Here is a 12,800-nt window from a genome sequence, read left to right on the forward strand (position 1 = left end):
ACCGGATGGAGTTCACGGAGCGGGCGTCATCCGGCGGTCAGCGTGGTCCACCTCTGGTTGGAGCCGCCGGTGCAGTCCCACAGTTGGAGCTGCGTCCCGTTGGCCGCGGAGGCGCCCGGAACGTCCAGGCAGCGGCCGGAGAGGGGGTTGCGGTAGCCGCCGTTGTAGGGCTGCCAGACCTGGTTGGCGCCGCCGGTGCAGGCCCAGAGCTGCACCTTGGTGCCGTCGGCCGTCCCCCAGCCCGCAGCGTCGAGGCACTTGCCCATGGAGCGGAGGGTGCCGTCGGTGTAGGCGGACCACAGCTGGTTGGCACTGCCGCTGCAGTCCCAGGTCTGGACGGCGGTCCCGTCGGCGGTGCCGGCGCCGTTGACGTCCAGGCACTTTCCGGCGAGGCCCGACTGCACGGGTGCGGCGGCGGGGGCTGGATTCCTCAGCCACCCGGCGCTGCCCGCGGCCTGGATGCCGCGATGGAAGGCGTCGGCCATCTTCCGGTAGCCCGCATCGTTGGGGTGCAAGGTGTCCGCCAGGTCGGCCGTGGTGAGGCTGCTCATGTCGACGTACGCGACGTGCTTGCCGGCAGCCTGTGCATCGCTCACGATCCGAGGGACGGCCTGGTTGTAGGCGGCCCGGTACTGCTCCTCCGAGCCGCTGGTGGACACCACCAGGGAGGCCACGAGGACGGTCGCGTCGGGGACGTCGGCGGTGATCCGGTCGACCAGCGACTTCAGCCGGACGGCGGCGGTGGACGGCTGGTAGTTCCCGTTGAGGTCGTTGGTGCCGATCTCCAGCGTGACGATGTTGGGCCGGAATCGGGTCAGCGAAGCGCTGGCGAGGGCGGCGATCTGGTCGATGCGGTATCCCGGGTGTCCTTCGTTGTCGGGATCGGACATCGAACCGTTCCGCCCCGTACCGACGAAATCGACCGGATGGCCGTCCGCCGCGAGCGCGTCCCACAGCGGGCCCCGGTAGCCGTTGCCCGTGCTGCTCCCCAGACCCCAGGTGATCGAGTCGCCCAGCGGCATGACCCGCAGGGGCGTGTCGGTGGCGGCGGAGGCGGGGATCGCACCGGTCGTCGTCATCCCGAGAGCGGCGGTGACGAGCGCGATCAGGGGCAGTGCCCATGACTTTCGCATTGCAGGTGTCCTCTTCTGTGAGTGGCTGCTGACAACCGGGGGGTCGGAGAGCGACGCCTTCCGGCCCCCCGTCTCGGCTCAGGGCGGTGTCACCGGGACTACTGGATCGTCCAGGTCTGGTGGGACTGGTTGGTGGCGTTCGACTGGTCGACGGCGGCGCCGTTGGCGGTCGACGCGCCGCTCACCTCCAGGACCTGCCTGCTCTCGTAGTTGCGGAGGAGGTAGCCACCGGTGGTCGGCTCGAAGTACCAGAGCTGGTTGTTGCCGCCGTTGTAGGTGGACTGGTCCGCGGCGGTCCCCCTCCAGTGGGAGGACCAGGGCTCTTCGAGGGCCTTGCCGCTGTTCCGGTTCAGGATCTTGAAGAGCTGGCCGCTGACCGGGACGATGTTCCACTGCTGGTTGGCACCGCCGGTGCCGGGCCACTGGTCCACGGCCGCTCCGTCGGCGCCGGACCAGCCGCTCACGTCCACGACCTGGCCGCTGTTGACGTTCTTGACGGTGTAGAACGACGACGGGTCGACGGCCGGTCCGCCGGTCGACGCGGCGAGGGCCCCGCCGGTCTGCTGCACGCTGAAGTCCGTGATGAAGAAGTACGCGCCGTCGGTCTTGGCGACCCGCACGTAGCGGAAGGCCTGGCGGACGTCGATCTTGCCGGTGAGCGTCGCGGCGTAGGGCAGGGTGGACGTCTGGCGTCCCACGACCGTGTAGCTGCCGAAGTTCGGGTCGTTGGAGGCCCGGACCTCGAAGTTGCCGCGGGTCGAGGACTGGTCGACGTCCTGACGGGTGGTCAGCGCGAACTGGCCGAGCTGGTAGGACTGGCCGAGGTCGACCTGCCACCAGGCCGAGGTGTCGCTGCCGGTCGGCGACCAGCCGGTCGAGCTGTTGTTGTCGACGGCCTTGGAGGCCTCGAAGCCGGTGCCGAAGGCCGACGAGGAGGTCGCGCTCTTGTTCCAGGCGAGGTTGGGTACCAGGGGCATCCACCGGTAGCCGGACTCGAGGCCGGAGGCCTTGATCACCGCGTCACCGGAGGAGGTGTTGTTGGTGAGTGTCTGGTCGGAGCCGTTGACGTTCTGGTTGATGGACACGTCCGGGTTCGACAGCACGTTGTTCGAGACGGTCATGTTGTTCGACCCCTCGTCCAGGTAGATGCTGGAGACGGGAGAGCCGCAGGCGGCGGAGCTGCGCACCACATCGTGGATGTAGTTGCCGTTGACCACCGTGCCCGGGTCGTTCGACAGGTGGTAGAAGCCGGCCGAGTCGCACAGCCGGGTCATCACGTTGCCGATCCGGTTGAAGCTGACGCTGTTGTTGCCCTCGGCGTTGGCCGCCGACTGCCAGCCCCAGCCGAGCGAGATGCCGGCCCATGGCGCGTCGGAGATGTCGTTGTGGTCGATGGCGGTGCTGTTGACGAAGCCCGCGTTGATGCCCGCGGTGCCGAGGTAGTCCTCACCGGTCCGGGTGATCAGGTTGTCCTTGACGGAGACGTTCTTGACCACCTCCCGGGCGTCCTCGCCGGCCGGCGAGGTGGGCGGGTTGTAGACGGTGTGGTACTCCACCGTCGGGTCGGAGAACTTGCCGAGCATGATCCCGTTGCCGGAGACATCGTAGATGTAGTTGCCGATCGCGCTGCTGCCGTGGACACCGTGCGAGAGGTCGAGCGCGGTGGAGCCCAGCTTGGTGAAGACGTTGCCGGTGATGGAGACGCGGTCGGTGTAGGCGGCCTGCACGGCGGCCGGCGGGCGGCCGACGTACTGCTTGTTGGAGGTGTCGGCCGAGATGTTGTAGTTGCCGCCCTGGGCGTTCAGGTAGCCGTTGTTGCTGGCTTCCATCCAGGTGGTCTGGGTGAAGGTGAGACCGGAGAACCGCAGATCGTGGGCGGGACTGTCGAGGCTGGTGCCCTTGACGTCGAACAGCGTCTGTAGCGTCGGCGCCTGAACGGTGGCCGTGGACATGTTCTCGCTGGGGCGAGGCTTGTAGTAGACGGTCTGCGCGGCCGTGTCGACGTAGAACTCGCCGGGATCGCTGAGGAATTCGTGGGCGTTCTCGAAGTGCAGCGGGGAGCCGTTGGCGAGCTGCGGATACGGGCGCTGGAAGAGGATGCCCGCCTCGTGGTCCTGGATCGATATGTCGGCGGTGCCGTTGGCGGAGCTGATCGACTTCAGCCGCAGGTAGCTCTCGCCCCACTGCGTCTCCAGCATCAGCTCGACCTGGTTGAGGTTGGCCCAGGTGGAGACCTGCGAACCGAGCACCTTCAGCAGCTTGTTGGTGGTGTCACTGCCCTGCAACTGGAAGTCCGACCCGGTCTTCGGGTAGCGGGCCCGGGTGGCGCGGACCCCGTTGACGTACAGCTGGCGGAAGTTGAGGGCGCCCACGGACGCCTTGTACTCGCCGTTGGAGGCGGGGGTCCACCCGGTGAGCGTCGTACCGCCGGTGATGACGGGCGTCTCGCCGTTGTAGGCCTGGTAGGCGACCGTGTGCCCGTTGGTGCCCGAGTCGGCGGTGCCGAAGGTGACCGGGCTGGTGAGCGGGTAGGTGCCACCGCGCAGGTTCACGACGATGTCGTCGGACATGTTCGTGTTGACGTTCCGGACCGCGGCCTGTGCGGCCTGGATGGTCTTGAACGCCGACGTCGTGCTGGTCCCCGGGTTGCCGTCACTGCCGTTGACGGGGTCGACGTAGAAGTTCGTCGTGGCCGCGTAGGCGGGCTGGGCGGGCAGTGCGGCCGTGACGATGGCGGCGGCCGCCGCGAACGCCATGGCCGTCCGCGCGCCGATGCGCAGGGGTCTCATGAGGATGTTCCTCCTTCAAATGGGGCTCCTATGAGTTGTATTTATTGGGGGGTAGGAGTGACCCTGTCAAGACGATAGACATGCATATTTTTACGTTGCCGCAACAGTGATGACACAGGGGAGGTGCTGGACTCGATGAGCGTGAGCAGCTTCTGAGGGGAGAAAGTTCCAGTTCGGGCGGGGTGGTCCCTGTTGAAAGCGGCTCGCCCGACTGGTCGCCCGGGTCGACTTACGAAGCCCTCGGGGAGAATGAGTACGACTCATTGAGGATCGCACAATGCTACTGAGGCACATCTGTAGACGACGACGCCCACGGCCTTCCTGATCGAACCCGAGCCCGGCCTGTCCGTCCTGTCGCCCCCGTCGCCCACCCGCGCCTGACGAACCATCACGGCCCACTCTCGTGCGCCGGTCCGGCTGCGGCCTTCTCGTCGCCACCGTCCTTCTGAGTGGCCTCGCGGAGCAGGCGGTTCAGCCTCCGGCGCGCATGCGCGTCCATCCGCGCCAGATCCGCCAGTTCCACTGTCCGCCGGGCACGCGCGAGCAAATCCATGTGCCACGGATGGTGGTCATGAGCGTAGAAGTCGGCCGAGTGGCACTCGGCGTGCGCATCGTCAACGCTCGCCAGGCACCGGGACGCCGTCAAAGCCCGGGACCGGCCCGCCGTGCCGCGCTGTCGACCCCCTGGACGAGGCCGGGATCCCGGAGCTATAAACGTGACACCTGCCGAAAGTCGGACCTGCCGCGCTCCGAACCCGGCGACCCTTCAGCGCCGTCGTCACCACGCCACACCCCAGCCCCCGTAGGTCGGCGGCTGCCCGAGAGCAAGTTTGTTAGCGTTAACATACGGCGCTGATCTCCTCCCCCACCCGGAAGGACCGGATCCCGCGATGTCTTCCCCCGCCCCGAACCGCCGCACCCTGCTCAAGGCGACCGGCGTGCTGGCCCTCGCGCCCGCCGTCGGCCTCGGCCTCCCCCCGGCGGCCGCGGAGGCCGCGGAGGTCGTCGGCTCGTCGACCCGGCCGTTCGGCCTCGGCCAGGTCCTGCTGACCGCCGGCCGGTTCCGCGACAACCAGGACCGGACCCTGGCGTACCTGCGTTTCGTGGACGTCGACCGGCTGCTGTACAACTTCCGCGCGAACCACCAGCTGTCCACCAACGCCGCGACCGCGACCGGAGGTTGGGACGCGCCGTCGTTCCCCTTCCGCACCCACGTTCAGGGGCACTTCCTCAGCGCGTGGGCCCAGGCGTACGCGGGAACGGGGGACACCGTCTGCCGCGACAAGGCCACCTCCATGGTGGCCGAGTTGGCCAAGTGCCAGGCCAACAACGCCGCAGCGGGGTTCTCCACCGGCTACCTCTCCGGTTTCCCCGAGAGCGACTTCGCCAAGCTGGAGTCCGGCTCGCTCACGAACGGCAACGTCCCCTACTACTGCGTCCACAAGACCATGGCCGGCCTGCTCGACGTGTGGCGCATGCTGGGCAGCACCCAGGCCCGGGACGTCCTGCTGGCCATGGCGGGCTGGGTCGACCAGCGCACCGGCCGGCTCAGCCAGAGCCAGATGCAGGCGCTCATGGGCACCGAGTTCGGCGGCATGAACGCGGTCCTCGCCGACCTCAGCCTGGAAACCGGGGACAGCCGCTGGCTGACGGTCGCCCAACGCTTCGACCACGCTGCCGTGTTCGACCCCCTGGCGGCCGGCCAGGACAACCTGAACGGCCTGCACGCCAACACCCAGGTGCCGAAGTGGATCGGCGCCGTCCGCGAGTACCGGGCGACCGGGACCACGCGCTACCACGACATCGCCACGAACGCCTGGAACTTCTGCACCACCGCGCACACCTACGCCATCGGCGGCAACAGCCAGGCCGAGCACTTCCGGGCCCCCAACGTGATCGCCTCCCAGCTGACCAACGACAACTGCGAGCTCTGCAACTCGTACAACATGCTCAAGCTCACCCGTGAGCTCTGGCAGTTGGACCCCACCAACGCCGCGTACTTCGACTTCTACGAGCGCGCCCAGCTCAACCACGTCGTCGGCGCGCAGAACCCGGCCGATCCGCACGGGCACGTCACGTACTTCACCCCGCTGAAGGCCGGCGCCCGCCGGGGGGTCGGCCCGGCCTGGGGCGGCGGCACCTGGAGCACCGACTACGACTCCTTCTGGTGCTGCCAGGGCACCGGCATGGAGTCCAACACCAAGCTGGCGGACTCCGCCTACTTCCACGACGGCACCACGCTGATCGTGAACCTGTTCGTGCCCACCGTCCTCACCTGGGCCGAGCGCGGCCTGACGATCACCCAGACCACCGCGTACCCAGCGGAGGACACCACCACCCTCAAGGTGACCGGCAGTGCAGGCGACACCTGGTCGATGCGCATCCGCATCCCGGGCTGGACGACCGGCGCCACCGTCAGCGTCAACGGCACCGTGCAGAACCTCGCCACCACACCCGGCAGCTACGCCACACTCACCCGCGCCTGGGCCTCCGGCGACACGGTGACCGTCAAGCTCCCGATGCAGGTCACGCTCCGGGCCTCCAACGACGACCCGGACGTCGCCGCGGTCACCTACGGCCCGGTCGTGCTGGCAGGCAACTACGGCAGCACCGCGCTGTCCGCCCTCCCGCTCATCGACCCGAAGTCGATCACCCGCAGCGGAACCACGGGCATCGCCTTCACCGCGACCGCCAGCGGCTCGTCCGTGAACCTCGGCCCCTTCCACGACGCGCAGGGCTTCAACTACTCCGTCTACTGGAACACCCGGAACAGCACCGCGTTCCGCCTGCTCAACGAGGGCAGCGGTCTCGTGCTCGGCGTGCAGAACATGTCCACCGCCGACGGCGGGCTCGCCCTCCAGTGGGGCGACAGCGGCACCGCCGACCACGACTGGGCGCTGGTGGTCGACGGCAGCGCGCTGCGCCTGCGCAACGTCAACAGCGGTAAGGTGCTGGGCGTGCAGAGCATGTCCACCGCCGACGGCGCCTCGGTGCTCCAGTGGTCGGACAGCGGCACCGCCGACCACAAGTGGACCGTCGTGGCGACGGCGGGCGGCTCGCACGGCCTGCGGAACGTCAACAGCGGCAAGCTGCTCGGCATCGCCGGGGCCTCCACCGCGCAGGGCGCCTTCGCCGTGCAGACCCCTGACACCAGCTCGGCCACCAGTCGCTGGTGGTTCGTCCCGACCGGCACCCGGCGCATCCAGAACGTGGCCAGCGGGCTACTGCTCGGCGTACAGAACATGTCGACCGCCGACGGCGGCCCGGTGATCCAGTGGGGCGACAACGGCACCGCGGACCACCTGTGGACCGCGGTGGTCGACTCCGGCGGCTACCTGCGACTCAGGAACTCCAACAGCGGCAAGGTGCTCGCCGTGGAGAACGGCGGCACGGCCAACGGCGCCCGGATCGTCCAGTGGACCGACAACGGCGCCGCGGACCACCGCTGGCGCCTGCGCAGCGCCGGAAACGACAGCTTCCGCATCCAGTCCGCCGCCGGTCCGGTCCTCGGCGTGTCGGGGGCCTCTGCCTCGCAGGGAGCCCAGATCGTGCTGGGGGACGACAACGGCGCGTCCGACCACCTGTGGCGGTTCATCTGACGATCGGTCGAGCGGGGGGTGACGCCGCGGGTTCGGTCTCCTGACGTGGCCGAACCCGCGGTGGGCCCGTGCCCGTCCGGGATGGAAAGCTCGCGGTGGACATCGCGGCCTGCCGTCCAGGGCCCGAGGAACGGGAACGGGCATGCGGCTGATCGACGACCGGGGGCGCGGCGCCCGGCGGGCCCGGTGACACGCGCACGCACCGCAGCACCGCGCGGCGGGCGTCCTGGCGGTGGCGGTGCCGCACTCCACATGAGCTGTCCGACTTCCACCACGGCTCGACCCTGCTACTGACCGCTCCGGGCGGTGAGGGACAGCCCGCGCCACCCAGCCGGGTTCCGTCCGGTCGAGGTGGTGGCAGCACTCGGCAGGGATGGTGAAACCCCGGAAGAAGCTGCTGTGGGCCCGTTCGCCCGCTCGCGCGACACCACCACGCCCCAGGCATGCGGTCGTGGTGACTCAGCCGAGGGCGACTGCGGTCCAGGACACCGGGGGCAGTTCGATGGTGAGCAGGCCGTCGGTCAGGGTGGCGTTCGGGTTGGTGCGGGGGGTTACGCGGTCGGGATCGGCGAGGGTGTTCTTCGCGTACACGTCCGGGTCGGCGAGCGTGAGCGCCTCGAGGATCCGCGAGGAGCCGAGGCTGCGGACGTCGACGGTGACCTGGGCGGGTTGCGAGAGGTCGCGGTTGACGAGGAAGACGGCGGCCCGGTTCTCGTCGACGGTGGCGACGGCGTCGATGACGGGTGCCTCGCCGTGGCGTGCCGTGGTGTACGTCGGCGACTCGATGGCGGGGCGGATCACCTCGCCGGCGGCGAGGCGGCTGGTGATCGAGAACGGGTAGAAGGAGGTCTGCCGCCAGGCCGGGCCGCCGGGCTCGGTCATGATCGGTGCGATGACGTTGACGAGTTGGGCGAGCGAGGCAGAGGTGACGCGGTCGCTGCGCTTGAGCAGGGTCATCAGCAGGTTGCCCACGACGACGGCGTCGGCCGCGCTGTAGACGTCCTCGAGCTGCCGGGGGGCGTGGCGCCACTGGTCGTTGACCTCGTCGGACTCCGCGTGCTCCTTCTGGTACCAGACGTTCCACTCGTCGAAGGAGATGTCGATCTTCTTCTTCGAGCGCTTCTTGTGGCCCACGTGGTCGGCGGTCGCGACGACGGTGTCGATGAAGAAGTCCATGTCGACCGCGGAGGCGAGGAAGGAGCCCAGATCGCCGTCGTGCTCCTGGTAGTACGCGTGGCAGGAGACGTAGTCGACGTACTCGTAGCTGTGCTCGAGCACGGTGCGCTCCCAGTCGCCGAAGGTCGGCATCCCGGAGTTGGAGGAACCGCAGACGACCAGTTCGAGGTCCTTGTCGGCCATCTTCATCGCGGCGGCGGTGCGGGCGGCGAGCTTGCCGTAGTCCTCGGCGTTCAGGAAGCCGGTCTGCCAGGGCCCGTCCATCTCGTTGCCGAGGCACCACATGCGGATGTCGTGCGGCTCCGGGGTGCCGTTGGCGATCCGCAGGTCCGACAGCGCGGTGCCGGACGGGTGGTTGGCGTACTCGAGCAGGTCGAGGGCGGGAAGGATGCCCCGGGTACCGAGGTTGACGGCCAGCATCAGCTCCGAGCCGGTGAGCTTGAGCCAGGCCGCGAACTCGTCCAGGCCGATCTGGTTCGACTCCAGTGAGTGCCAGGCCAGGTCGCGGCGGACCGGGCGCTGCTCGCGCGGGCCGATCGAGTCCTCCCAGCGGAAGCCGGAGACGAAGTTGCCGCCGGGGTAGCGGATCGTGGTGCTGCCGAGTTCCCGGACGAGGTCGACGACGTCCATCCGGAAGCCGTCCTTGTTGGCGCTCGGGTGACCCGGTTCGTAGATCCCGGTGTAGACGCAGCGGCCGAGGTGCTCGACGAAGGAGCCGAAGGTGCGGCGCCGGACGGGGGCGATGACGGCCTGGCGGTCGAGCACGACGTGAGCGCGGGGCATTGCGGTGGTCCTTTCCGGTGAGGTGCGGAGCGGGGCGGCGGAGGTGCTACTTGACGGCGCCGGCGGTCAGGCCCTTGCGCCAGAACCGCTGGAGGCTGACGAAGGCGACGAGCAGGGGGATCAGTGACAGGAAGGCTCCGGTGATCGGCACCAGTGGCGGTACGCCGTTGGCGAACTCCGAGCGCCACTGCACCAGGCCGACCGTCACCGGCAGTCGCGAGGCGGAGTTGAGCATGATCGAGGGCAGCAGGTAGTTGTTCCAGATGCCGACGAACTGGAACAGGAAGACGGTCACCATGGCCGGGGCCATCAGCGGCAGGGCGATCCCGAAGAAGGTGCGCCCCTCGCCCGCCCCGTCGAGCCGCGCGGCCTCCAGCAGTTCGTCCGGGACGGACGCCGCGGCGAAGATCCGGCACAGGTAGACGCCGAACGGGCTGACGCAGCTGGGCAGCAGCACCGACCAGTAGGAGTCGGTGAGGTTGAGCTTGGCCATGAGCAGGAACAGCGGCAGGGCGAACATCGGCGCCGGAATGAGGACCGAGGCGAGGATGACATTGAAGACGCCCTCCCGGCCGCGGAAGCTGAACTTCGTCAGCGCGTAGCCGGCCATCGCGGACAGCAGGGTGCTGACGGTGGCTCCGACGAGGCTGTACAGCGCGCTGTTGGCGAGCCAGGTGGAGAAGACGCCGCCGTCGAAGCCCAGCACGGTCCTGACGTTGGTGACCAGGTCGAAGTGGGAGAACCACAGCGGCGTACCGGTGTAGAGGTAACCCGACTTCTTGGTCGCGGAGACGAACAGCCACCACAGCGGGACCAGTGTGTAGACGGCCATCAGGCCGAGCACCGCGTTGACGGCGACCCTGCTAGCGACCTCGACGCCGCGGCGTGCCGGTCGGTTGCCCAGGACCGCGCTCATCCCATCGCTCCCTTGCGCTGGTTGTACTTCAGGAATCCGAACGAGAGCACGAGGGTGACCAGGGCGAGGACGACGGACTCGGCCGCGGCCAGGTTCTGGCCGCCCAGGTCCATGCCCAGGGTGGTGTTCATGATCGGGGAGAACTTCGCCGAGACACCCGGGATGCGCGCGCCGACCAGCACGGCCGGCTCGGTGTACAGCTGCGCGGTTCCGATGATGGAGAAGATGGTGGTCATCACCAGCGCGGGCCGCACCAGCGGGATCTTCACGTACCACGCCAGGCGCCAGCCGGTGCAGTTGTCGAGCGTGGCGGCCTCCACCACCTCCGCGGGGATCGTCTGCAGCGCGGAGTAGATGATCAGCATGTTGTAGCCGGTCCAGCCCCAGGTGATCATGTTCCCGATCGAGACCGGGACCCAGGACGGCGACAGGAAGTCGGTGTTGATCCCGAGGTGGGAGAGCGGGCCGGTGAACGGCGAGATGCTCTTCAGCAGGAGGAAGGACCACATCACCGCGGCGATCGCGCCCGGGAGCGCGTACGGCAGGAAGTAGATGAGCCGGAAGGTCTTGCGCAGGCGGGCAGAGCGCGAGTCGAGGAGCAGTGCGAGCAGCAGGGCGAGGCCGAGCATGACCGGGACCTGGACGCAGCCCAGCAGCAGGACCCGGCCGATGGAGGCGATGAAGTCGTGGTCACCGAGGGCGGCGGTGTAGTTGGAGAGTCCCGCGAACCCCGTGGACTGCGTACCGCCGAACAGCCCGGCACGGTGGACGGTGAGGAAGCTCTGGTAGATCGCGTAGCAGATCGGCGCGACCATCATGGTCAGGAACAGCACCGCGAACGGTGCCAGGAAGCCGGACGCGGTCAGGGCGGCGCGGCGGCGGCCGGCGCGCCGGGGCCGAGTGGCCGCGGGGACGCGGGGAGCCCCGGCCGCCGGCTGCGGTGGCCGGGCGGTCTGGGTGCTGCTGGGACTGCTCATGGGTGACCTCGCTGACGGTTCGTCATCGGTGGCGGGGTTCCCGCGGCGCGGCGCAGGGGCGTCCGCCGGAACCCTTCGGGGTGACTGGGGTCGCGTAGCCTCAGCCGCCGGTCACCGACAGTCCGAGCTGCTTGACCGCAGCGACAGTCGAGGCCTGGACCTTGTTGACGGCGTCCGGGATGCTGCCCTGGCCGATGGCGGTGGTGAAGTCGGTCTCGACCTGCTGGTAGGTCGGGCCGTTGGTCCAGGTGGTGGGGACCTGGGCGGCGGAGGCCTTGAACAGGTCGCCGACCTTCTGGCCGCCGAAGTACGGGTCGCCCGCCGCGAGCGCCGGGTCGTCCTGCCCGGCCTTGGAGGCCGGGTACAGTCCGTCGGTGATGCTGGTGCTCACGGCCTGCGGGTCGGAGGACAGGAACGCGGCGAACTGCTCGGCCTCGCGGGGGGTCTTGCAGCCGGTCAGCACGGAGGTGGCCGAGCCGCCGTTGCTGGCGCTCTTGTTGTCGCCGGCGCTCCAGGTCGGCATCGGGGCGACCGCCCACTTGCCGGCCTGGTCCTTCAGGTCGTCCTTCAGGCCGGAGGCGGCCCAGGACGCGTTGACGAAGGCGAGCACCTTGTCGGCTTCGGAGGCCTTGTCGAACTGCGGGTCCCAGGCGTTGCCGGTGGGCATCACCAGGCCCTTGTCCTTCAGGCCCTGCCAGTAGGCGGCGACCTTCTGCGTGCCGGGGTTGGCGATGGAGACGGTCCAGCTGTTCCCGCTGGTCGAGTACCAGGACTGGCCGGTCTGCAGGCTGAGGGCCGCCAGGTCGTTGCCGTCGCCGGGCGGGGTGCCGAACTTGACGCTCGGGTCGGCGGCGGCGACCTTCTGGGCGTCGGCCTGGTACTCGTCCCAGGTGGCCGGCGGCTTGTCGATGCCGTACTTGGCGAACAGGTCCGCGCGGTAGTACAGGACCATCGGGCCGACGTCCACCGGGATGCCGTAGGTCTTGCCGCCGATGCTGGTGGCCGAGACGGCGGACGGGAGGTACGTGGCCATGTCGGCGCTCGCGTACCGGGTGATGTCCATGACGGCGTTCTTCACGAGCATCGACGGGATGGTCTGGTACTCGATCTGGGCCAGGCACGGGCCCTTGCCCGCGGTGAGCGCGTCGGTGATCTGGGTGTAGCCGCCCTTGCCGCCCGACGGGATCTTCTTGAAGGTGACCTTGACGTTGGGGTGGGCGGCGTTCCACTGAGCGGCGAGCTTGTCGTAGACGGGGGCCCAGCCCCAGAACTCCATGCTCACCGGGCCGTTCTGGCTCGGCTCCGCGGCCGGACCGGCGGGGGAGGAGGTGCTGCTACTGCAGGCGCTGACGCCGGCCGCGAGGACCGCCACGGTGGCGAACGCCAGGAGTCTGCGGGTGCGTATGGTGCTGCTGTTCATGTGAGGG

At 69.0% G+C, this 12,800-nt stretch carries 8 protein-coding genes; 1 reads left to right on the forward strand and 7 read right to left on the reverse strand.

Features of this window, described 5'->3' with window-relative positions; all coding sequences use genetic code 11:
• Positions 1 to 26: 26 nt before the first annotated feature.
• The 3 genes from ACFWIS_RS13345 to ACFWIS_RS13355 form a co-directional block, all read right to left on the reverse strand.
• On the reverse strand, positions 27 to 1,133 hold the full coding sequence (locus ACFWIS_RS13345) for a ricin-type beta-trefoil lectin domain protein (protein ID WP_380453519.1): 1,107 nt from the start codon (positions 1,131 to 1,133) through the stop codon (positions 27 to 29).
• Positions 1,134 to 1,231: 98 nt separating this feature from the next.
• Positions 1,232 to 3,922 carry an RICIN domain-containing protein gene (locus tag ACFWIS_RS13350; protein ID WP_380453522.1) on the reverse strand — a complete coding sequence of 897 codons (2,691 nt, stop codon included), beginning with the start codon at positions 3,920 to 3,922 and terminating at the stop codon, positions 1,232 to 1,234.
• 388 nt (positions 3,923 to 4,310) lie between these two features.
• Positions 4,311 to 4,475, reverse strand: a complete 165-nt coding sequence (locus ACFWIS_RS13355) for a hypothetical protein (protein WP_380453524.1) — start codon at positions 4,473 to 4,475, stop codon at positions 4,311 to 4,313.
• Positions 4,476 to 4,812: 337 nt separating this feature from the next.
• Between ACFWIS_RS13355 and ACFWIS_RS13360 the strand changes: the two genes are divergently transcribed.
• The gene (locus ACFWIS_RS13360; protein ID WP_380453526.1) at positions 4,813 to 7,521 is read left to right on the forward strand and encodes a beta-L-arabinofuranosidase domain-containing protein; all 2,709 of its coding nucleotides are present in this window, start codon (positions 4,813 to 4,815) and stop codon (positions 7,519 to 7,521) included.
• A gap of 459 nt (positions 7,522 to 7,980) precedes the next feature.
• Here the strand turns inward: ACFWIS_RS13360 and ACFWIS_RS13365 are convergent, their stop codons facing one another.
• The 4 genes from ACFWIS_RS13365 to ACFWIS_RS13380 all read right to left on the reverse strand — a co-directional run bounded on the left by ACFWIS_RS13365 (position 7,981) and on the right by ACFWIS_RS13380 (position 12,793).
• Entirely contained in the window at positions 7,981 to 9,480 is a 1,500-nt protein-coding gene (locus tag ACFWIS_RS13365) for an alpha-N-arabinofuranosidase (RefSeq protein WP_380453528.1), read from the reverse strand.
• Between the two features lie 46 nt (positions 9,481 to 9,526).
• Positions 9,527 to 10,396 (reverse strand): carbohydrate ABC transporter permease, encoded by an 870-nt coding sequence (locus ACFWIS_RS13370; RefSeq protein WP_380453530.1) that lies wholly within the window; start codon positions 10,394 to 10,396, stop codon positions 9,527 to 9,529.
• On the reverse strand, positions 10,393 to 11,373 hold the full coding sequence (locus ACFWIS_RS13375; RefSeq protein WP_380453532.1) for a carbohydrate ABC transporter permease: 981 nt from the start codon (positions 11,371 to 11,373) through the stop codon (positions 10,393 to 10,395). Before ACFWIS_RS13375 ends, ACFWIS_RS13370 begins: the two co-directional genes overlap by 4 nt.
• Positions 11,374 to 11,473: 100 nt before the next feature.
• Positions 11,474 to 12,793 (reverse strand): ABC transporter substrate-binding protein, encoded by a 1,320-nt coding sequence (locus ACFWIS_RS13380; protein ID WP_380453535.1) that lies wholly within the window; start codon positions 12,791 to 12,793, stop codon positions 11,474 to 11,476.
• Positions 12,794 to 12,800 lie beyond the last annotated feature (7 nt).

The organism is Kitasatospora sp. NPDC127060, assembly GCF_042724935.1.
Taxonomy (GTDB): Bacteria; Actinomycetota; Actinomycetes; order Streptomycetales; family Streptomycetaceae; genus Kitasatospora.